The sequence below is a fragment of the Nitrosomonas communis genome (assembly GCF_024102715.1).
GTDB classification, from domain to species: domain Bacteria; phylum Pseudomonadota; class Gammaproteobacteria; order Burkholderiales; family Nitrosomonadaceae; genus Nitrosomonas; species Nitrosomonas communis_B.
In genome coordinates this window covers 1-21323 of sequence record NZ_JAGFJM010000015.1, presented here as the reverse complement: position 1 = coordinate 21323, position 21323 = coordinate 1, and the positions used below count along the sequence as shown (strand labels likewise).

General features: G+C 47.5%; 26 protein-coding genes. 9 read left to right on the top strand and 17 right to left on the bottom strand.

Going from position 1 to position 21323, the window contains the following annotated elements; all coding sequences use genetic code 11:
• The first annotated feature begins 320 nt into the window (after positions 1–320).
• The gene (locus J5I83_RS02155) at positions 321–488 is read left to right on the top strand and encodes a DUF1328 domain-containing protein (protein ID WP_304052938.1); all 168 of its coding nucleotides are present in this window, start codon (positions 321–323) and stop codon (positions 486–488) included.
• 148 nt (positions 489–636) lie between these two features.
• On the opposite strand, the gene J5I83_RS02150 is transcribed toward J5I83_RS02155, so the two are convergent.
• The 6 genes from J5I83_RS02150 to J5I83_RS02125 all read right to left on the bottom strand — a co-directional run bounded on the left by J5I83_RS02150 (position 637) and on the right by J5I83_RS02125 (position 5408).
• Positions 637–1356, bottom strand: a complete 720-nt coding sequence (locus J5I83_RS02150; RefSeq protein ID WP_304052936.1) for a 2,3-bisphosphoglycerate-dependent phosphoglycerate mutase — start codon at positions 1354–1356, stop codon at positions 637–639.
• 22 nt (positions 1357–1378) lie between these two features.
• Positions 1379–2422 carry a fatty acid desaturase gene (locus tag J5I83_RS02145; protein WP_369683380.1) on the bottom strand — a complete coding sequence of 348 codons (1044 nt, stop codon included), beginning with the start codon at positions 2420–2422 and terminating at the stop codon, positions 1379–1381.
• A gap of 1 nt (position 2423) precedes the next feature.
• A complete protein-coding gene (locus J5I83_RS02140; protein WP_304052935.1) occupies positions 2424–2876 on the bottom strand; it encodes an HIT family protein in 453 nt (150 codons plus the stop codon).
• Between the two features lie 3 nt (positions 2877–2879).
• Positions 2880–3704: a phosphocholine cytidylyltransferase family protein gene (locus J5I83_RS02135; protein WP_304052934.1), complete on the bottom strand. Its 825-nt coding sequence runs from the start codon at positions 3702–3704 to the stop codon at positions 2880–2882.
• A gap of 110 nt (positions 3705–3814) precedes the next feature.
• A complete protein-coding gene (locus J5I83_RS02130; protein WP_304052933.1) occupies positions 3815–4969 on the bottom strand; it encodes a cysteine desulfurase family protein in 1155 nt (384 codons plus the stop codon).
• 190 nt (positions 4970–5159) lie between these two features.
• On the bottom strand, positions 5160–5408 hold the full coding sequence (locus tag J5I83_RS02125) for a hypothetical protein (protein ID WP_304052932.1): 249 nt from the start codon (positions 5406–5408) through the stop codon (positions 5160–5162).
• A 256-nt stretch (positions 5409–5664) separates the two neighbouring features.
• Here J5I83_RS02125 and dksA point away from each other — a divergent pair, with 256 nt between their 5' ends.
• Positions 5665–6087: an RNA polymerase-binding protein DksA gene (gene dksA / locus J5I83_RS02120; protein ID WP_304052931.1), complete on the top strand. Its 423-nt coding sequence runs from the start codon at positions 5665–5667 to the stop codon at positions 6085–6087.
• A gap of 85 nt (positions 6088–6172) precedes the next feature.
• Here the strand turns inward: dksA and J5I83_RS02115 are convergent, their stop codons facing one another.
• Positions 6173–7006 carry an alpha/beta hydrolase gene (locus J5I83_RS02115; RefSeq protein ID WP_304052930.1) on the bottom strand — a complete coding sequence of 278 codons (834 nt, stop codon included), beginning with the start codon at positions 7004–7006 and terminating at the stop codon, positions 6173–6175.
• 120 nt (positions 7007–7126) lie between these two features.
• Here J5I83_RS02115 and ppa point away from each other — a divergent pair, with 120 nt between their 5' ends.
• Entirely contained in the window at positions 7127–7675 is a 549-nt protein-coding gene (gene ppa, locus J5I83_RS02110) for an inorganic diphosphatase (protein WP_304052929.1), read from the top strand.
• A 40-nt stretch (positions 7676–7715) separates the two neighbouring features.
• Positions 7716–7865 (top strand): hypothetical protein, encoded by a 150-nt coding sequence (locus J5I83_RS02105; RefSeq protein WP_304052927.1) that lies wholly within the window; start codon positions 7716–7718, stop codon positions 7863–7865.
• A gap of 49 nt (positions 7866–7914) precedes the next feature.
• Here the strand turns inward: J5I83_RS02105 and J5I83_RS02100 are convergent, their stop codons facing one another.
• Complete coding sequence (locus J5I83_RS02100) at positions 7915–9096, bottom strand: NAD(P)/FAD-dependent oxidoreductase (protein ID WP_304052926.1); 1182 nt, start codon at positions 9094–9096, stop codon at positions 7915–7917.
• Between the two features lie 135 nt (positions 9097–9231).
• Positions 9232–9723, bottom strand: coding sequence for a hypothetical protein (locus tag J5I83_RS02095; protein WP_304052925.1), 492 nt, complete (start codon positions 9721–9723; stop codon positions 9232–9234).
• A gap of 450 nt (positions 9724–10173) precedes the next feature.
• On the opposite strand from J5I83_RS02095, the gene J5I83_RS02090 reads away from it, so the two are divergent.
• Positions 10174–10662 (top strand): YajQ family cyclic di-GMP-binding protein, encoded by a 489-nt coding sequence (locus tag J5I83_RS02090; RefSeq protein ID WP_304052924.1) that lies wholly within the window; start codon positions 10174–10176, stop codon positions 10660–10662.
• A 234-nt stretch (positions 10663–10896) separates the two neighbouring features.
• Positions 10897–11475 (top strand): plasmid pRiA4b ORF-3 family protein, encoded by a 579-nt coding sequence (locus tag J5I83_RS02085; RefSeq protein ID WP_304052922.1) that lies wholly within the window; start codon positions 10897–10899, stop codon positions 11473–11475.
• Between the two features lie 270 nt (positions 11476–11745).
• On the opposite strand, the gene J5I83_RS02080 is transcribed toward J5I83_RS02085, so the two are convergent.
• Complete coding sequence (locus tag J5I83_RS02080) at positions 11746–12018, bottom strand: hypothetical protein (RefSeq protein WP_304052920.1); 273 nt, start codon at positions 12016–12018, stop codon at positions 11746–11748.
• Between the two features lie 524 nt (positions 12019–12542).
• Here J5I83_RS02080 and J5I83_RS02075 point away from each other — a divergent pair.
• Positions 12543–13808: a TIGR03862 family flavoprotein gene (locus J5I83_RS02075; protein ID WP_304052918.1), complete on the top strand. Its 1266-nt coding sequence runs from the start codon at positions 12543–12545 to the stop codon at positions 13806–13808.
• On the top strand, positions 13801–14130 hold the full coding sequence (locus J5I83_RS02070; RefSeq protein WP_304052917.1) for a nucleotide pyrophosphohydrolase: 330 nt from the start codon (positions 13801–13803) through the stop codon (positions 14128–14130). Before J5I83_RS02075 ends, J5I83_RS02070 begins: the two co-directional genes overlap by 8 nt.
• Before the next feature lie 24 nt (positions 14131–14154).
• Here the strand turns inward: J5I83_RS02070 and J5I83_RS02065 are convergent, their stop codons facing one another.
• The 5 genes from J5I83_RS02065 to J5I83_RS02045 all read right to left on the bottom strand — a co-directional run bounded on the left by J5I83_RS02065 (position 14155) and on the right by J5I83_RS02045 (position 19540).
• Positions 14155–15294 (bottom strand): class I SAM-dependent methyltransferase, encoded by a 1140-nt coding sequence (locus tag J5I83_RS02065; protein ID WP_304052916.1) that lies wholly within the window; start codon positions 15292–15294, stop codon positions 14155–14157.
• A 77-nt stretch (positions 15295–15371) separates the two neighbouring features.
• Positions 15372–15734, bottom strand: coding sequence for an MTH938/NDUFAF3 family protein (locus tag J5I83_RS02060; RefSeq protein WP_304052914.1), 363 nt, complete (start codon positions 15732–15734; stop codon positions 15372–15374).
• Positions 15735–16699: 965 nt separating this feature from the next.
• Positions 16700–18034, bottom strand: coding sequence for a GTPase HflX (gene hflX, locus J5I83_RS02055; RefSeq protein ID WP_304052912.1), 1335 nt, complete (start codon positions 18032–18034; stop codon positions 16700–16702).
• 582 nt (positions 18035–18616) lie between these two features.
• Complete coding sequence (locus J5I83_RS02050) at positions 18617–19234, bottom strand: hypothetical protein (protein ID WP_304052910.1); 618 nt, start codon at positions 19232–19234, stop codon at positions 18617–18619.
• Positions 19235–19249: 15 nt separating this feature from the next.
• Entirely contained in the window at positions 19250–19540 is a 291-nt protein-coding gene (locus J5I83_RS02045) for a hypothetical protein (protein WP_304052909.1), read from the bottom strand.
• A 486-nt stretch (positions 19541–20026) separates the two neighbouring features.
• Here J5I83_RS02045 and J5I83_RS02040 point away from each other — a divergent pair, with 486 nt between their 5' ends.
• On the top strand, positions 20027–20485 hold the full coding sequence (locus J5I83_RS02040; RefSeq protein ID WP_304052907.1) for a hypothetical protein: 459 nt from the start codon (positions 20027–20029) through the stop codon (positions 20483–20485).
• Positions 20486–20709: 224 nt separating this feature from the next.
• On the opposite strand, the gene J5I83_RS02035 is transcribed toward J5I83_RS02040, so the two are convergent.
• Both J5I83_RS02035 and J5I83_RS02030 read right to left on the bottom strand, forming a co-directional pair.
• On the bottom strand, positions 20710–20997 hold the full coding sequence (locus J5I83_RS02035; RefSeq protein WP_304052906.1) for a type II toxin-antitoxin system RelE/ParE family toxin: 288 nt from the start codon (positions 20995–20997) through the stop codon (positions 20710–20712).
• A 12-nt stretch (positions 20998–21009) separates the two neighbouring features.
• Positions 21010–21323, bottom strand: a 314-nt coding sequence (locus J5I83_RS02030) for a type II toxin-antitoxin system ParD family antitoxin (RefSeq protein ID WP_304052904.1), incomplete at its 5' end; no start/stop codon positions are given.

The window sequence follows — 21323 nt, the reverse complement described above, 5'->3', positions numbered from 1 at the left end:
TGCGCTGATTCTAAATCGGCAATTTCTTGTGCAGTGAGCCGGTAACGTGATGACATATCAAAATTCTAATATATTCATGGCTATACTGCACTAACTTAAACCAATTTTTGACTCACGAGAAGTATATATCTTTTCAGAGAACCTCATGTAGCGGATCATTCTCATCTGGTTTACTATCTGTCAAAGCGGTGTTTTCTTACTTTAATGCCAGCAGGTTACACTGCTTTTTTCTCCGGTCATACACCAGAAATGATCATGGCTTCAAGCGTGTGTGAAGCTGGAATTTCAAAACTGGAACTAAACGTATAAGGAGTAATATCATGTTAAATTTAGCAATGGTTTTTCTAGTTATAGCCATAATTGCAGGTCTTCTAGGCATTACTGGCGTAATGAGTATTGCTATTGAAATGGCTTGGATTTTGTTTGTGGTTGGTCTCATTCTAGCCATCCTATTCTGGGTAATCGGAAAACGTCCACCTCCAATCTAATTTTATTTTATAAAAAACTTACACTCTCGCGGCTGTCACCTACAAGGATTCTTTCAGTGGAATCTGCATCCGGAAGCACAGCTGCGAAAAGATGAAGATCATTTTTGATCGAAGGATCGAGACCACGCAACCAAGACTTTGCGCAGTCTCACTCCTTTCCTTGATGCACATAATAGTACCTGACCAGGTTCAGCTTGCTATCAAGCTCAAAACACAGCGGCTGAGCGGTGGCGATAGACAGTTTCATCACTTGCTTTTGCGACAGGTTGGCAAGCTGCATCATCAAGCCACGTAACAAGTTTTTGTGCGACACGATCAGTACCCGCTTGCCTTGCCGAATCTCCGGCAAAATCGTTTGCTGCCAGAAGGGTAAGACGCGCTCTACTGTCTGTTCGATGCTTTCTGCCAGAGGGAGCAAGGTTTTATCGATCTCTGCATAGCGTGCCTGATTGCCTGGAAAACGCGCATCATTTATATCCAAGGAGGGCGGTGTAGCCGCAAAGCAAATCTGAGTACTCAGTATCGGCCAGATGCCAAATTGCCTGATCGCCTGCCAGCGGCCCAGGCCTTCCAGTGCACCATAATGACGCTCATTCAAACGCCAGTCTTGCCGAACCGGTATTTCCTCTAGTCCCATGCTCGCCAATACGATCTTAAGAGTGTCGGTCGCGCGTTTCAATTCCGAAGTGAAGCAGATATCAAAGGCATAACCCGCTTCCTTCAGCAAACGACCCGCCCGCTCAGCTTCCTCTTCTCCCTTCGGACTCAGCGCCACATCGCTCCAGCCGGTAAAATGCCTGTCATGGTTCCAGATACTTTTGCCGTGTCGCAGCAGAACGAGCTTTGTTATTTCCTGTTTTTCACTCACAGGGGATGTCCTTGATAGTTTTCTAACGGGTAGATGCAGCGGCTTCTTTCCAGATGCGGGTCAAGGCATCCCACAGTCCCTTGCGCACCGTTTGCAGATAAAGGGTATTATCGCTCAAGCCATGCACAAGACGTTGCTGCGCCTTGCCCAGGTTGTGATAAGGCAGACTCATGAAGAGATGGTGTGTGGCGTGATAACGCAATCCCACCGGCGCCCACAGGCCGGTGATGAAATTCCCGGGAATATTGATTGAATCGAGATACTGCTCGGCCAGTCCCAAGGTGTGATCGCCAGGATTGCGATAGGCATGCGCTGCCAGCGTGCGCAATGAGTTTAAAATAAAAATCAGCACGGCAATAACATACCACAGCAGCAGTAGCTGGTAAGGCAAAATGCCAAGGGCTACCCCGCCCACGACCGCCAGCGCAAACGCAAACGTGGCGAATTCCTGCAGACGCCAGTGATGGTCATGACGCACAGCGTTGACCGCCCGCTTGTAATATGGGTTAATCGTCAAAGAAGAAGCCCGTTCCCAGACAAGCTTGCGCAATGGCGGAATCAGATAAGATAACGGCGTCAGCAGTAGGAAGCGTGCGACCAGCAACAGTGGCAGAATGAATGATAGCAGCACATAACGCACCATTTCGCTGGGTCGCTGGATCGCGAATGGCAGATATTCCCCATCCTTGCTGGTACCGTAGACATCACGTTTGTGATGATCGTTATGCACTCCGTCATAAGTAAACGATGGAATCATCAAAGGAATGCCACAGAGCAGATTCCACATCCAGCGAAATACCGTGAAGGTTCCCTTCTTAAGGTGGGCAAGTTCATGGATGAAGATCGCCGACCGGTAAAAGGCTAATACCACAACAACACATGCGAGAATCTGCCAGATAGATAATAACGGGCTCTGCAGCGCTATCACGAATGTAGTCCAGCTCAGCGTGATATGAAACAGAAAATCCAGCCAGTATATCCATGGATTGGGCGTCATTAAATCGCGCACGAGTGCATGCGCTTCATGCAACGGAAAATCAAGCGAAGCCTTTCTGTCAGACATCATACTATCTTGCTTGTGCCCAGCAGGCCTTAATGTGTTCGATGATCAACTGATTGGTGGCGTTATCAGTACTATTGATATGCCCGAAATTGGGCACACCAGGCCAGCCGGCATCCACAAATTCCTGACTATTAAACTGCTTGGAATGGGCATAGCGTGGAATCACGTGGAAATGCACATCCGGGTCAACCATCATCAGCATCAGGTAATTCAGCTTGTCGTACTGGAACGCCTTTTTCAGGGCAGACTCAATATAGCCGGTTACCTGATGCAATTCCATAAAGCTGGCGGGGCTCAATTCAGAAAACGCCTGCGCCGGCTCATGCGCCACCAGCACCATCGCTCCCAGTGTAAGCTGCGCCGGACGCAGCAGCACGCTCCAATGCGCATACTGATGGATGACCGTATCCGGTGCACCAAATTTTTGCATGGTGCCATTAAAAACCGTTATCGCCATAAGCTAAATTGAAGTAGGTAATATGTCATCACGTAGTATGGTGGCCGGCTTGCTTCCTTCCTTCAGCGCTCCGCCCTCCACGGTGAACAGCGTCTCCGTTCTGCGCAAATCATCGATGAAATCAATTTCACACCAATGGAATCCATGCACGGAACAGGCATTCACCAGGCGCTGCTGCGCCAGCATATCAATGATGGTGAGATACCAGGATTTGAGCTTGCGCGGATCGCGCAAAGCCCGTTCAACCGCATCGCGGAAAAGCGGAACGCCTTGTTCGCGGAAATAAATCAATCCGATCGATTCAGCATCTGTTTGCTCGGCGGTTAGCACTTTACTGACCTGCTTGACCCACCCATCCGCGTCCAACTGCACTTTCATGTCGTCTTCATCGAACGCTTGCTTAAAGTCGACACAAAGGGTAATGGGTGCTTTTTCGGCTGTAAACACCTGCGACAATAAACCGGCATCAAACAGCGTATCGCCATTCAGCAACAGAAAATTATCGCTCATCTCATCACGGGCGATCCAGCAACTGGCCAGATTATCCGCCACCTCGTAAAAGGGGTTGAACAGCGTTTTGACACGCGGATAATGTGGATAGCGCTCGGCCAATAACGCCTCCACCTTGCCAACCTGGAAGCCGGCAATCACCGTCACATCCTCGATTCCTGCCTGCAACAAGGCATCGATCTGCCATGCAATCACAGGGGTGCCGAAAACGGGTAACAGGCACTTGGGGGTATTTTCAGTCAAGGGAAGTAATCGCCGCCCTTGTCCTGCGCTTAAAATAATCGCTTTAACCGGACCTACGCTTTTATTGTCGCTCATAGCATCACTTGTCTTTGGTAATTTTTGCTACCTGGGTGCATGATTATTGGTCAGCTATTCTACTTGAAAACATCACTTTTTCCTTAATTTGATCGCTGTCTTGGCAGCGATCAAATCAGCACTCCACTCAAATGCCTTAACTCTTCGGCAATGCTGCCCACTGCTTTCAGAAAACCATCGACTTCTGTCTGGGTATTATCCTGACCCAGGCTTACCCTGACCGCACAACGCGCCAGCATCGGTGCAACTCCCATCGCCTCCAGCACATGACTCTGTCCCGGCGTCACGCTGGAACAGGCCGCTCCGCTGGCTACTGCAAAACCCGCTTTATCCAGACGGACGACCAATGTATCTCCTTCAATCTCCGGCAGCGCAAAATAGCAGGTATTCGATAAACGCGGTGCGCCCAAGCCAAAAACCGTTGCGCCCATTTCCAGCAAGCCGCGTTCGAGATAATCACGCAATCCCGTCAAGCGTGCGGACAGCTCGTTCATGCGTGCCTTGGCTAGCTCACAGGCAACGCCAAAACCGACGATCGCCGCTACATTCTCAGTGCCGGAGCGCAACCCATTTTCATGCCCACCGCCATAAATCAGCGGCTTGAGTAACAACCGCTTGTCGATAATCAAGGCAGCAGCACCCTTGGGTCCGTAAATCTTGTGGGCTGAAATGGTCATGGCATGTACTTTCAATTCAGCAAAATCGAGTGGCATTTTACCAAACGCCTGTACCGCATCGGTATGCATCCAGGCGCCTTGCGCCCGGGCCATGTCGGCAATAGCGGCAACCGGCTGAATCACACCGGTTTCGTTGTTTGCCAGCATCACCGATACCATGCCAGGCCGCTCGGCCATAGCGCTTGCGGCATCATCCAATTGTACCTGCCCCAATTCATCTACCGCCAACTGGCGTAATTGCCATCGCTCGCTGGTTCTGCGCGCCAGCTCCTGTGCCGGCCGTCTGATGCATGGATGCTCAATCGCGCTGACGACCACGCTGGAGGGCTTCAAATAGTCCGCTACCCCACGGATGAACAGATTGTTCGCTTCCGAGCCGCCACTGGTAAAAATGATTTGTGATGGCTGCACTCCGACAGCTTGCGCAACCTGTTCACGTGCCTGATTGATTGCACGGCGAGCGATCATTCCATACGCATGACGGCTGGACGCATTGCCATAGGCTTGTCGGAAATACGGCAGCATGGCGTCCAATGCTTTTTCATCGACTGCGGTGGTAGCATTGTGATCAAAATAAGTTTGGCTCATAGATTCTCACTTTTTTCTTAAAAGACGGGCACTTTGCCATCCAGTGCTATTATTTTTCTGGTCATTAAATGTTTAGAAGCTGCGAAGAAAAGGTGATTGGCATCGTCTAACACAGCAAGCCGGATGTGCAACAGATGGATTAGCGAAACTTCGTTTTAACGAAACTTCGTTTTCGCAACCTGTTAACCTGTTACTTGGCATCCAGTATTTCCAAGGCTTTATGCAAGGCTTCCAGCGCTTCTTTATGCTTTCCTTGTTCGTGTAAGGTTTCACCTTCAGCGCGTAACTTCTTGACCTCTGCGTCCTGAGTTTCGCTGATCGCTGGTTTTTTTGCCAGGGCCTCATCAATTTTTCTCATATCGATCGAGCAACGATACGCAAATGCACCGCTACTAAATGCAAGCAAACATATCATTGCCATGAAATGACGTAGCTTCATTTTAACCTCCTGTTATCCGTCGCTCATTGAACTAAATTATGACCATTTCAATGGATAAAAGTTGATCTTGCAAGCATTCCTTCATAAATGCTGGCCGCTTTGTAAACAAAATTTAAAGAAAGTCTGAGAAAGTATGTGCGGCAAATGCAGTAAAACTGCGCTCGCTTGTCTCTATGAGACAGGTCCACAACTCTGTTTTTACAAAATATTGCCATATATCAATGTGATTATGCTGAAGCTAACAGGAGCACACGACATGCAACATGTATTCCGCAACTCAGTCATCTCAGGCAAACAAATAAAGGGGAGGCCCTATATGAATCCGGAGCAACTTTCCTATTTTCGCAAGATTCTGGAGGATACCAGGAGCGGACTAAAGCAGGATGTCGCGCGGACAGTTCATCTGATGCAACAGGAGGCAACTGCTTATGCTGACCCCAATGATCGGGCCAGCCAAGAATCGGATATAGCGCTTGAATTACATAATCGCGAGCGGGAGCGGAAACTCATCAAGAAAATTACCGAATCTATCGCCAAAATTGATATGGGTGAATATGGCTATTGTGATAACTGTGGTATTGAAATAGGATTAAAGCGACTGGAAGCGCGCCCGACAGCGACACTCTGTATTGATTGCAAAACACTTGAGGAAATCAAGGAAAAGCAACAGGCCGGATAAAAATTGCTCAACGCATCCTATATCAATTTTCCCGCCGCGCCAGGCGCGGCGGGAAATAATTTTGCTGAAATTTTCGCTGAACTGCCTAATCGGGTACGCCCACGCTGGTATGAATAAATTCATCCAATGCCATGGCCCATTCCCTGCGGGTAAAAATGAAACCTACATTGTGTCCACCCTGTAATGTCAGGAATTGCTTGGGTTCGGTGGCTGCCTGGAAGAGTGCCTGGCCATGTGCAAACGGCACAATTTCATCCTGTGGGCTGTGCACAACCAATACCGGGCAAGTAATAGCCTTTAAATAATCGATGGTACTGTACTGAAAGCGGGATAACAGACGCACCGGTAAAAAGGGATACAATTCTGTTGCCAGATCAGGCACCGAGGTAAATACCGACGCCAACACCAATGCGCCAGGCTCTTTCTTTGCCGCCAGCCATGCTGCCACAGCGCCGCCGAGCGATTCACCGAATAGCACAATGTGCGTGGGTGAGATGGCTTTTTTCTCGGTCAGGTATTGCCATGCCGCCAGCGCATCTTGATAAGTGCCCACTTCCGAGGGTGAGCCGCTGCTTTTGCCATAACCACGATAATCGAAAATGAACGTGTTATAACCCAGCCGATAAAACGTCAACAAATAATCCCGGCGATGCGCAATATTGCCAGCATTGCCGTGCAAAAAAAGAATGGTTGCCTTGGCAGTCGATGGCGCTGGCACGAACCAGCCATGCAGGGTTTCATTATCACTGGTGGTAAGCTGCACTGATTCATAAGCAAGTCCCTCCTGAGCAGGCGTAAAGGTGTACTCACGTTCGACTTGCGGAAAATAAATCAGATGTGATTGCGCAAAAAATACTAATAGCAGCAATGCTGCATAACCTGCTGCAATGAAAAGAATCAATTTAAGTAACATACGCATCATGACTGAGTTAACGTAGCATTCCTGAAGGAAAAAAGTTAATCGGGAATCACTGCATCATGTCCTGTTTAGCGGTGCTTGGCAGTATAATAGCGCATTATCAATCAGCTAGGATAACTAATGAATTTAGATCGCGTCGATTCAGGTCATGATCTTCCCGACGATTTCAATGTGATCGTTGAAATACCTATGAATTCTGATCCAATCAAATACGAAATGGACAAAAAAACAGGCGCCATGTTTGTAGATCGCTTTATGTCCACTTCCATGCATTATCCATGTAATTATGGCTATATCCCGCATACCCTATCGGAAGATAAGGATCCTGTCGATGTCCTGGTCGTTTCACCAGTTCCCTTGATTACCGGTGCGGTTGTCCGCTGCCGGCCGCTCGGCGCCTTGCATATGACCGATGAGGCCGGCGAAGATATCAAATTAATCGCTGTACCGATTGACAAGCTATGCAGCCTCTATACGCATATCAAATCCATGGAAGATCTGCCGGAATTCATGCGTGCGCAGATTGCACATTTCTTTGCCCACTACAAAGACCTTGAGAAAGGTAAATGGGTCAAAATTGAAGGATGGGGAAGCATTGACGAAGCCAAGGCAGAGATCATGGCAGGCGTCAAACGTTATCAATCAGCCAAAAATAAACCTAAATTTTAATAACTCAAAAGCGGAGAGCGATACAACACCCGGTCGTGCAATGAGTCGCACCAAATCCCGGTTGCAGGTGATCGAATTTGATTCAGGTAGCATTCACAGCCGCACGCTGCAAATCTTCCTTGTATATCTGGCTGACGCCCTCCACACCAACAGTGGCCCGTCCACTACCATCAGCACTTCGTTTGCATAAGAATATAAGAAGCATTGCTGTTTTTTGGCTAAATGACCCCAGGCATATGCTACACGGCTTGTCCCGCAGCATAACCCGAAGACCAGGCCCACTGGAAATTAAAGCCGCCCAGATGGCCTGTCACGTCAACCACCTCGCCGATAAAAAACAGGCCAGGGCATTTTTTTGCCTCCATTGTCTTTGACGAGAGTTCTTGCGTATCAACACCGCCTACCGTAACTTCTGCTGTGCGGTAACCTTCGGTACCTGTCGGGCGAATGTGCCAGTCGTTGACCGCACGCGCAACGATTGCCAGTGTGGTGTCGGACAGGGTAGCCAGCGGCCCATTGCATTCGTGTTCATCGCAGATGCTTTGTGCCAGGCGTCTGGGCAGAATCTCCGACAGCGCATTGCTCGCATGCAACTTAGGCTGACTTTGTTTTTTCTCTTTGAGAAAGCCGATCACCTGCGTAAGCGGCGCCAGATTAACGATAATTTGCTCACCATCTTGCCAATAAGATGAGATTTGCAGAATAGAGGGACCGCTCAAGCCGCGGTGCGTAAACAGCAATCCTTCGGCAAAAACTTGCTTTTCGTAGCGTACAGTGGCTTCGACCGACAAGCCACTCAGCGTCTTGCAGCGCTCCAGCAACACCCCATCAAAAGTCAGCGGTACCAAGCCAGCCCGCGGCCGGATGACATTCAAACTAAATTTCTTGGCTGTTTCATAGCCGAAATTGGTTGCTCCGATTTTGGGAATCGAAAGTCCGCCCGTCGCAATCACCAGAGAAGCACAGGTCTGATCGCCTCTGCTCGTTTTGACCCGATAACCCGCTGCAACAGCCTCGATCTCCAGCACGCGTGTTTGCCCCTCCAGTTTTACTCCTGCCTGGCGAGCTTCCGTCAACAGCATGTTAATGATCTGCTTGGATGAATCGTCACAAAACAACTGGCCCAGTTTTTTTTCATGAAAAGCAATACCATGCTTGCGCACCAATGCAATGAAATCCTGCACGGTATATTGTTTGAGTGCTGATTTGCAGAAATGCGGATTCTGGGAAAGATAGCAGTGGGGTTGAGCATGAATGTTAGTAAAGTTGCACCTTCCGCCGCCGGAAATGCGTATTTTCTCAGCGATTTTCGCCATATGATCGATCAACCACACCCGCCGCCCGCGCTTTCCGGCTTCTATCGCACACATCAGCCCGGCGGCGCCGGCGCCAATGATGATCACATCATAGTTATGTAACATATTTTATTCTGAGGGTAGCCTGGCTTTTACTTGCTGCCGCGTGAAGCAGCGAATCACGTGTTCAGTCTGGATTGGGAATGGGAATGGGAAAGGAATTAATACTCACTTTTGCTCAGTTGAACAGCAGTGCTGTTGTTAAGATTTGTCTGTGGACAACGTACACGATCGTAAATACTCCCAGGCAATGCCAGCCGCATGCTTGTTGCTTCCCTTCAGTGCCGCCGTCACGCGATTGTCGTTAATCTTCCTGATCAGCAAAGCGAACATGTAAGACTGGTCGGTGTCTGCACCGGTTTGCGCATAGGAACGGATTTCTGGATTCGGACCGGCGAAATCGAAAACTGCATCGGGATTGGTCGGTGAATTGCGTGCGAATGTTCCTGGCAGAAATCTTATGTCATAAGCGTAAATTTCGGATGCATCGATGTCTGGATATAGCCGATTGCTGAATTGCAACATGCGTATTGACCATCTGCTATCCGATTGCAACCTGTTCATAACACAACGCGCCAGCACGGCATGATTTCCCGCTATTTGGTCTTCATAAATCCAGGGTTGCTCTTTGGGTCCTTTGACAGTTGCACATGCAGCCAGGAATACGATCAATATTATGATCAATTTTTTCATCACATCATTCTCCCTGAGAATTGGTGAAAAGGAGTAGCGAAACAGCGCTGACACAGCATTTTATGCTCTTAACCACACCTACATCAGATACTTGATCTATAAGCGATATCCAGCTAATCTCCAGAATAGTCAGACGTTATCTGGTTTTTTTTATCATGGTGCTTGATACAAATGCTTTTGGAAACAGGGAGTATCTTCTTCTTTCCTCCGGTTCTTCTATCTCCGCAATGACAGCGGCAATAGCGCCATGATACCTAATGTGAAGTAGCAGCGTCAGTTTTTCCTTAAGTTACGCAACATCAGTTCTAACTTCAGTCACAAGCTCCTTAGTCGTTCATGAGCAATCATATGCAAAAAATGATGATGCTGCCCTCCACAAAAAGCTAGATCTGGTATTGAGTACGCAGATGCCTAATAATGAATCGTTTTGTTGCTTAATAAGGAGTAAACATGCCATCTTTCGATATCGTATCCGAAGTAGATAAAACTGAAGTTAAAAATGCAGTCGAGCAAACCAATAAGGAAGTCGGCACGCGTTTCGATTTCAAGGGCTCAGACGCGCGCGTAGAACAAGCCGAAATGGTGCTCACGGTACATGCCGACAATGAATTCCAGTTGAGTCAGGTACAGGACATCCTCACTGGCAAGCTGACCAAACGGGGCGTGGATGTCCGATGCCTGGATATCAGCGACAAGATCGAGAAAGTCAGCGGCAATAAAGTGAAACGTGCCTGCACGGTAAAAGTTGGCGTGGAAACCGAGCTGGCAAAGAAAATCGTCAAACTGATCAAAGACAGCAAACTGAAGGTGCAGGCCAGCATCCAGGGCGAAACCGTGCGCGTTATCGGTAAAAACCGCGATGACTTGCAGGATTGCATCGCCTTCGTCAAAAAATCCATTACTGACTTTCCATTGCAATACCAGAATTTCAGAGATTAGCAACGAATAGACCGTTCCAGCATAGCATTTACAAAAATGCCGTTCGGCCTGAGCAAGTCAAAAGCCAATACCAGTGATTAGCGGTTCGATGCGTTCACTGCAAACAGTGGAAGTTTTACTGGAATGATCCACTAATGGGCATAGCAAAAAATTAGGAAAAGATCAGTTAAATAAGAAGTTTATTTAACCTCATCTAGAGACTTCAATAATCAATTTTATCCGGGAGTAAGCGGTATGGCAGCACGTGGGACAGCAAAATCTTTACGCTCAATCTATCAGCTCAAGGTTACCCTTAAAGGTATTCGCCCGCCTATATGGCGCAGGTTTTTGATTGCGAGCACAACTAGCTTGAATGATGTTCATCATGTTTTGCAGATTATAATGGGATGGACCGATTCACATCTGCATGAGTTTGCTACAGAGGATAACCGTTATGGTGTGCCAGATACGGAATTTCCTTCAGATGTACGCAATGAAGCCAGATACCGGCTTGATCAAGTATTGAAGCAGGAAAAGGAAAAGCTGATCTACACCTATGATTTTGGCGATAGCTGGACACATGTAGTCGTACTGGAAAAAATCCTGCCATTTGAAACCGGTATTCAATTACCGCTATGCCTGAAAGGCAGCCGTGCCTGCCCACCGGAAGATGTCGGTGGTATAGGCGGATATATGATGTTTTTAGAGGCCATTTCAGATCCTGCTCACCCGGAACACAAGAATATGCTGGAATGGATAGCGGAAGATGACGAACATCCTTTTGATCCTGAGCATTTTGATATCGCTGAAGTAAACAATTTATTGCATGGCTAATATGCTGTATTGGCAGGATTTATGCTCGGAATGAATTAAGTTAATGCTGTTAACCTGTGAATAAAGTTTGAATAGTTTTGGGATAAGCCAAACCAAAATCAAATCTGCAATTTTATCCACAAATTATCCAGGCAAAATACGCATTTCATACAAAACAAGAAAATTCTTTATAACATTGATTTATAATCTATTTTTAGAGATATACCAAAATTGACCCGTTCTTATCTATTACTATTAACCTTTAAATCAGGTCATTAAGTTACTGCTTAACTATTTATTCCGGCTATTGGGATCAAAGGAAAAGACAATAACGCGACCGTAACCGATTTGTTTATCAACAATAGCAGCCGTGTTTGCCAGTTCATCCACCCTGATCGCAAGTCCTGAGTTATGGAACGCCGGATCGCTTTCAGCTGGAAAGGTAACAACGGCTGTGCCAAGCCCTACACTCATTCGATCATCATTGTCGTACATAACCCAGGCAGTCGGTGGATTCTCCCCGCTCGAGGGACTCTCTGGCGTTGGATCAACGTCGGTTAACAATGCACTTACCGGATCAAGTTTAGCTAGGCAATTTTCACCGTTTATCCAAGTACTTCAAAATCCTACCCGGCACCGCCGAAAATATGATTCGAATCGCCATGATGAAAATAACGCTTGCAAAATGCGTCTAATGTTTTGCCAGACAGCTTCTTACTGAATTCATGCAAGAACAGAATAGCTAGTAGGGTAGTGTTTCCTGTTTGTACAATTGCTGCGGATAGCTTGTGAGTAAATGCTGAATAGTTTTGTGATAACTTTAAATAAAATCAAACTCAAAAATTTATCCACAAATTATCCAAGTAAAATATGTCTTTCATACAGTCTTTAAAAAATCTTTATGCTCTTAATATTTAATCCATTTTTTGAGATATCCCAGACTTAGCCAACCTTTATTACTATTACTACAGTTTAAATACTATAAAACTGAAACAATATTTCTTTGCGTGTTAAAAACACTTCTATCAATTTCGCCTATTAAACACATTTGTGTAACGAATTAATTCACGTTCAATGCTTTAACTATCATGTCTACGATTGCCATTGTAGGAGGCGGCCCCGCGGGCTTAATGGCTGCAGAAGTGTTAAGCCAGCCTGGTGTGCAAGTGCACCTTTATGATGCAATGCCTTCAGTCGGGCGCAAATTTTTATTGGCAGGGATCGGTGGTTTGAACCTGACGCACGCCGAACCTTTTGACGATTTTGTTGCACGCTATGGCAGCAGACAAACTGAAATCACACCGTTACTGAATCAATTCACGCCGCAAATGGTCAGGGAATGGGCGCATACTCTGGGCATTGCTACTTTTGTAGGCTCATCACAGCGTGTTTTCCCGCTGGAAATGAAAGCCGCGCCTTTATTAAGAGCCTGGTTGCGCCGTTTGCGTGCTGCTGGTGTGATTTTTCATACACGCCACCGCTGGCATGGCTGGAACACAAATCGAGCATTAAAGTTTTCAACGCCATACGGTGAAAAATCAGTGTATGCGGATGCCGTAATTTTAGCGTTAGGCGGTGGCAGCTGGGCAAAATTAGGCTCTGACGGTGCATGGCTACCCTTATTGGCAGAACAGGGCGTAACCATCGCCCCGTTACAGCCCGCCAATTGCGGCTTCGAAGTGGAGTGGAGCGAGCATTTTCGTAGCCGCTTCGCCGCGCAACCAGTGAAATCAGTGATATTATCCTTCACCGATGCGAGCGGGAAACACTATCAAAAACGTGGAGAACTCATGATCACCGCAACAGGTGTGGAAGGCAGTTTGCTTTATGCTTTTTCCGCACCCTTGCGTGACACGCTTGCTGCCTATGGTGCAGTGACGGTTTATCTTGATCTTGCTCCTGACAGGAACTTAGCTGATTTGGTTAAAGCGTTAGCCAAACCACGCGGCGCCAAGTCGATGGCAAATCATTTACGCAGCCGGATAGGAATTGCAGGAGTAAAAGCAGGGCTATTGCGGGAATCTTTGTCTGCTGCGGAATATGCTGATCCAGCGCGGCTGGCGGCTGCGCTTAAGACCGTACCGATAAAACTCATCGCCACCCGCCCGCTAGATGAAGCGATCAGTACTGCCGGTGGCGTTTGTTTTGCATCGCTGGATGCGCAATTGATGCTGAAAGCGATGCCGGGAGTATTTTGTGCAGGAGAAATGCTGGACTGGGAAGCGCCCACCGGTGGCTATTTGCTCACCGCTGTTTTAGCCAGTGGCCGTGCCGCCGGATTGGGTGCCTTAGCCTGGTTGCAAACAAGAAAAAACTTGCATCAGTCACCTTTGAGACTTAGCTCAAATGAATGACATTAAAGAAATCACCCAAGCATTACTCAAGTTTCGTGATGAACGGGATTGGGCGCAGTTTCATAATGCAAAAGATCTCGCGCTGGCGCTGAATATCGAGGTGGGCGAACTGCTGGAAGCTTTTCTTTGGAAACATGCTGAGCAAGCAGACATCGATAAAGTGAAGGAGGAGCTTGCCGATGTGTTCGCGTTTGCTTTTCTGCTAGCTGAAAAATATGATTTTGATGTTAAACAAATCGTGCTGGAAAAGATTGAAAAAAACGGGCTGAAATATCCTGTGGCAAAAGCCAAAGGGGTAGCAAAAAAATACACCGATTTATAGGCGCGATACATCTTAATTCAACGATCATTTTACTGCTAGCCGCCATAACGAGGTCAGTTCTGCGGCACGGGCAGCGTGTAGCGGATCACGGCTATCGGCGACACGGGGATGATGTGGTGTCACATCGGATTTGCTCAAGATCTTCAGACCGGCTGCATCAATCTCAGCCAGTAATTCAGCACGCGTGCGCAATCCTAGATATTCGGCTAGGTCAGAGAGAATCAACCAACCTTCGCCACCGGGTGCCAGGTGCGCGCCAAGCCCATGCAAAAATCCCCGCAGCATACGGCTGTCCGGATCGAATATGGCATGTTCCAGCGGTGAGCTAGGCCGCGCCGGAATCCAAGGCGGATTGCACACGATCAGTGCTGCTTGTCCTTGCGGAAAGAGGTTTGTTTGCACCAGATCAACCCGGTTGGCCAAGCCTAAGCGGGCCAAATTTTCACGTGCGCAGTTAATTGCACGCAAATCCTGATCAGTTGCGACGATACGCTGGATACCCCGGCGCGCCAGCACGGCAGCCAATATGCCTGTTCCGGTGCCGATATCGAACGCGACAGATTGGGTCGAGACCAGTCTGGGTAAGGGAGCATCTGCGATCAAACCCACATACTCGCTGCGGATCGGTGCAAAAACACCGTAATGCGGATGGATACGTGCATCCAGTGCAGGAAAAGGTATGCCCTTTTTACGCCACTCAAAAGCTCCGATCAGCCCCTGTAATTCACGCAGCGATGCAATATAAGCTTCTGTGGCTGGACCATACGCCTCCAGACAAGCCAGACGTACATCGGGTGCGCGGGATAAAGGGATGCTGTGATCTGCACTAAACGGAATCAGCAAGCTGCCCAAAATGCGGGCACGCTGCGATTGCGCCTGACGGTGCAGATGAAAGATTTCGGCAGAAGGCGAGGTTGCTTTATGCGCCAGTCGTTTTTTATCTGCGCGCCGTGCCAATGCTTGCAGTAATTGACGCGCGTTTTGAAAATCACCACGCCACAACAATGCAGTACCTTCGCAGACCAGACGGTAGGCAGCCTCTGCTGTCATGCGATCATCGATGACCAGCACGCGCTTGGGCGGCGGCATAGCTTTTTCTGAACACCAACGCGCTGATCGCTCTTCGCCAGCTTCGTGCCAGTGAATGACGGGATAATTGTTCATAGTAATAGGTAAATGAGTCGCAGTTGGGGAGGAGAAGCTAAGGAATAGAGATACAAAGGCATGACGAGATCCGGAGATCAGCAAGTCACATGAAAAAGTCCGATGATTTCGCCCTTAGCCTTGTTCCATTGGTGAATAGCTGCAGGCGTGGGAAAAAGATCAACCCGGACTGCCTTTTTCTTAAAATAGTCTGCTGCCTCTTCAGAAAGTGTGACATTGCCATAATGACCTGAACCTATGATTAACCGGTCAGCGCCCTTTTCGAATATGTGCTTAGCCTCATCAAGCGAGATGATATGCGATGTGCCGAACACAGCCTTGGAGAGCTTCTTCTTTCTCTTCTTGATCTCACCGGAAAGTCTGATGAGCACATCGTGTTCGATATCAGACCCATCTATCGTGATGGAACCAAATTTGGTACCGTCAATTTTAGGTTTCATGAGGGTACTCCTCAGGAATGCTTCATTATTCTCTGGGTAGATCATGCGCTACGTGAGCACATTCACTGATTGTTCTTAATATAGCATACGAGCAGAGAGAGATTTCAACAGTTGGGATTCGATCTGTCGAGATTTGGGGGGTCAAGATTTGGGGGGGGTCAGGCCTTACATTTTATATTTCTATCCTCTTCTTTCAACCCATTTGAGCATTTGGCTCACGATAGCGTTGCTCACATCAAAATACTTACTTATCTACGTCAAATGTAAAGGCCTGACCCTAAAGTCTATTTGACGTGATAAAGCGCATTCGGAAATTCTAAACGGAGGGGTCTTGACATAGGCTGGAGTATACACTTATTTTTCTTGATTCGCGACCTGACCCTTTGTGTCTCCAGTTTGGTGATGAATTCTAGCTAGACAGTAACGAGGCATTCTCCCGGAACGCATGGTGGCATTTGCGGTGGAGATGCTGACTCGAGCATGTCATTCGACGCGCACAGAACCCGCCGGCATCGAACTTGGATTGTTCCATCTTGCTTCCCTCCAGGGTATAGAAAAAATAAACGGTGTATAGGTAGAAATAGCGTGAATAAATACCCTTTTTATCAAAAATATCTGAACTAAAAGTATGTTCCTGGAAACTGCTGGGGTGTTACACCAATGAGCTTATTTTCCTCAGTCAAACTTATAAAAATTGCCTCAATCGTAATACTCAAAGGTTTTCCGGTTAAGAGAAGGAGTCGCCCAAGGGGTGAAATGGAATTTGAGATCATAATAGGGGACCTCGGATCTCGGTTATGTAAGGAGCAGATTACTGGATTCTGGTTTAGCTGGATGCGTCACCATGCCCGCACGCACCGGATTCAGTTCGATCCGCGGAACGCAACAAATACACATGATTGCTCATGAACACATAGACGCGCATCTACTCGGTCATACAAAAACTTTGTGACAGAAGCCATTCATCACACTTGGCTGAACTGCTCGCGCAAGTTTTCGACAGCATCGGGTTCGCCGCGGACCCGGAAGAAGGCACCCTCACTGTCTGCTCGCTCCTCCAGCACCTGACAGCTCGCGTAGATTCCCCCACGCAATTGCTGTGCCGACCAAGGAAGAAAAAGCTCAGCCTCAACCAGATCCTGCTGGAAAAACGCGACAATCTTCTCTCGTAGCTTCGCTACCTCATCAGGTCGGCGTGCGCTCATCACGACGCAATCCGGATACTGTGTCTGCAAGGCCGCTTCGCGTTCAGCCTGCGCCGTTGCATCGCCGACATGGTCGATCTTGTTGAAAACGCGGATGCGTGGCACGGTATTCGCTCCGATCTCCTCAAGCACTTTATCGGTGACCTCAAGCTGGCGCTCAAACCCGGGATCGCTTGCATCGATGACGTGGAGCAGCAGGGATGCATCCAGCGCTTCGTCCAGCGTTGACTTGAACGAGGCGACGAGCCCGTGGGGCAGGTTCTTGATGAAACCGACTGTGTCACTGACGAGCACGCGTGGCACACTCTCCGGGTGGAGGGTCCGCACTGTGGTATCAAGCGTAGCGAAGAGTTTATTCGCCACCAGCACTTCGCTTCCCGTGAGCGCTCGCATTAAAGTAGACTTGCCAGCGTTCGTATAGCCAACGAGCGCCACGACAGCGAGCTTCTGGCGCTCTTGCCGCCGCGCGCGCTGTGTCTTACGCTCGACATCCATCGCGACAATTTCCTGTTGAAGTTCGGCGATACGGTCACGGATTTTGCGTCGGTCCAACTCAGTGTGCGACTCGCCGCCCCCCCGGCCACCGACGCCGCTGCGCTGCCGCCCTTGCGGACCCGCAAGCTTGGCCGCCTCGCGCAGGCGTGGCGCCATGTAGCCGAGGCGCGCGATCTCCACCTGGGCGCGCGCTGCGCGAGAGCGGGCATTGCGATGAAAAATTTCGAGGATAACCATAGTGCGGTCCATCACCTCGCAGCCGACCTCCTTTTCAAGGTTGCGCGCCTGCGAGGGGGAGATCTCGTGGTCGACCAGGATGGTATCGATGTCCCGGCTATCAGGGTTGGCGACTGTTTCCCCGGACTCGGATTCGTTGTTGACGAAGCGGCGTATTTCCTGCCGCTTGCCGGCGCCAAGGTAAGCTGTCGTGTCAAAGCTGGCGCGCTTCTGCACGAACGTGTTGATGACCTCATATCCCAGTGTTTTTGCGAGCTCGCGTAGCTCGTTCAGCGATGCCTCGAACTCGACATCGCTCACGCTCGGCAGTTGAACGGCCGCCACGACAGCGTATCTGGATTTTTCTTTGGCTTCTATTTGCATTAGGAGGCAGCATCTTTTGAGTGGGCGAAGTCAGATAGTACCTGAATTGACCATGATAAGTAGCGTCGTGAGCAATCCTTAATCAACATATCGTCTAGCTCCTCAAATAGCAAAATCAGGATCACTTGTTAGAACAAGCTGTCAAGCGGTAGTGAACTAGATCACATTGAACAGGCTTCAAGATTACTGGGTCCAGTCTAGAATAGGTGTTTCATTTGTGTTAATAGGTTACTGCATGCTGCGGATCTAGACCCTGCTCTCTCTCGTGCATAACTATGTGCGATGAATCTAGATCTGACCCCGAGAAAGTGACCCCGAGAAAGAATGTGCTGGTGTCGCGAAACCATCGGCCACTTCCAATGCGGTCATTTCGGGACTTCAACCTTCACGGTTAGCTTTATCCGTTACCATTGCATTGCGCCTCGCCTGCTTTCTTGCCTACGCATCAAACAGCCCATTGCTGGATTGCCTGCAAGGCTAGATACTTGGCCTGTGGCTAGCAGTTTCCAAGGCGGGATTCACACCCGCTCGATTATGCGGCATTGTCAAGCCGCAACCGCAACCTGGCTCCATTGTGTTTATTCATTCCTGCAACTGCGTATGCCTACAGTCTTTTAACATTTTTGTCAGTTTTAAGTACAGCGCACATGACTCCGAATTAAGTTCGCAGTCCCTTCGTAGTCGGGATAAATCGATCTTGGTCTTCTTAAAGCCATTCCTATCTGCCAGAACTTTGACGGCCGCGTAAACCACAGGGTGTGTATTGCTAAGCGGATTGGTATTGAGATGCTCTACGATAGACTCATATTTGCTGATACCAAATTGGTTGATGTGAGATCCATTATAGAAATGATCTCCACGGTTATTTCCACCTCCATCCAGGATGTAACCTGTGTCATGCCCATTCTTAAAAATTTTATATAGGGAAGACCTGTGTCGCCCAGTCGGAGAGAAGTAGTCGTAATAACACTCCTGATCGACGAACTCTTCGTCGTTAGAATAATTCCGTGGGAAAAACTGCCAAACAAAGAGGAACCATTCATCTGGAGTCAGTTCGTGCCTAATGCCGCCATCCGGCTGGTAACGGTAGTTCGCAGAACTAACAACAACGCCCCTTTTTTCAATTCTGGTGATTTGTCGAATATCGTAAATACCAAGCTTAAATTGCGCCCATACATTAGCTGTTGATAGTAAGCCCATATTCCACCTTCAAGGTTACAGAGAAAAATGAGTTCTGGCTCCTATTATTCCAGCATTTTGATCACCAGCTAGAAATCCTGCAACACAGTTGTAGTAAGGAGAAATTCCGATAGAATGTTTTGCAGTATATAACATCTCTTTGCAATAAATGGCTGAAACTTCGGGGCGACGTAGAAGCGTTAAAATATTGCTGGTTCCTATTTGTTCAATAAGTTTGAACAAAATACCGTGATCAATAAAAATATGTACCTTATTGGTAATAAAGCAGCGCTTCTGCAATTGACCAAATGATAATTGGCAATCCATTATCAGCTCGCTGAAGAATAATACTTTCAAACATTCAGAAATTCTAAAGTTCCTAAATTTAGATTTAATCACCACTAAGTCAGTCTGGTATTGTGCCTAGGAGTCTGTCGGACTTAAGCAATCATAGCGAGCCAAGTGGGAGAACTAGAGCAGATTTTCTCAATTCTGAGGCGCATAGCGAGACTATGCAACGAAAAATTGAGGAAATATGAACCGTTATCCCATTGGCGCAGTAGATTAACCTTAAGTCCGACAGACTCCTAGCGTGTTTATTTCCATAAATTTGGTAAAAACCACTGTCTTTAGACGGTGACTTTGACTTTAAATGTATTGACTCATGCGCGTTTAGCTTGGTGCGCTAACCCACCTACTTTCAGTAGGTGGTAGTTTAGTATTAGTACATAGAGCAAGTGGCAATGTAATAAAAAGGACAAAGCCACATATAATCAAATGAAGTAAAAGGTTAGCATGGTTAATAATAATTGCATGAATGAAAAAGAATATAATGTAAAGACTATTGCTATAGAACACCTTTCTTACGCAATAAAACTCTATCTTAATGATGAATATTTACCGGCTATTACTTTGGCGGGAGCAGCAGAAGAGATACTTGGTAAATTTGTGAAAAAAGAAAATAAAAAAAACGCTTTATCATCAATCATTGAGTTCGCAAAGCTATATGCGTCTGCAATGAATAAAAAAGTTGAAAATGACAATCAAATAATAAATAGAAGCAATAAAGTAAGAAACAGGCTTAAGCATTTCGATAGTGGGGACAAAGAAGAGATTTGCTTTATTCCAAAATTAGAAGCATTTTTGATAATTTCTAGGGCTATCGAAAACTATCACCGCCTTCCCTATAATAAAAGATTGAATTATCTTCCAGATAATTCTCTGGATGAATTGCTAAATAAATTTAGGTTAGCGAGCACAGATGTTGGCTAATAAGATCACAAACATTAAGGCCAGGTCACGAATCAAGAAAAACAAGATTTTCTTGTAACGATCGGGCTATGGCTCACAAGAATAAGAATTCATAATTCTAGACTCTGCCTTTGTTTTTCTTGATTCTTGATTCGCGCCCCCCTGTGGCGTAGCCCCTATGCGGTGCTAGGCGCTAGGTGAACGCTGATGGACAAAAGACAAGACCTCATGTGCATGTGTGTGCGTCAGAATAAATGGAGCCAATCACGTGCACCATGGATCACACGAACAACCTCAATACCATCTTGTACTGTGCGATACAGAATCAAATATTTGCCCACTGCAAAATAGCGAAGCTCTGGGGCAATTTCAGCTCGCAAACGACCCATTAACGGATTGTTCGCAAGCGCATCGCATTTTTCTTCAATGTCATCGAGCACACGATCAGCTACCCTGGGATTATCCTGCGCGATGTAAATCCATATTTCAATGAGATCTTCCTCAGCTTGCGCTGTCCTTTTAACTACCGGCATAACTTTACCGGTTTAGCTCTGATCCATTTCTTGGGCCAATACCCGTTGTCGAGCTTTTTCTTTGATCTCGGCCATATCAGTCAAATGACCAGGGCCGTTCTCCAGCCCAGCTTGCCAAAGACTGCGTAACTCTCTCATTTCATTTTGTTGAATAGAACGCTTGAGCTTCCAATCGCGCAAAGCTTCCCGGATAACTTCACTACTGCTGGCATATTCACCACTTTCGACACACTGACGGATAGCTGCAGCCATTTCAGGTGTCAGAGCAATACTTAATTTTTCAACATGTGCCATGATAAAACCTCCTTGCGTTATAGTAGTAATAT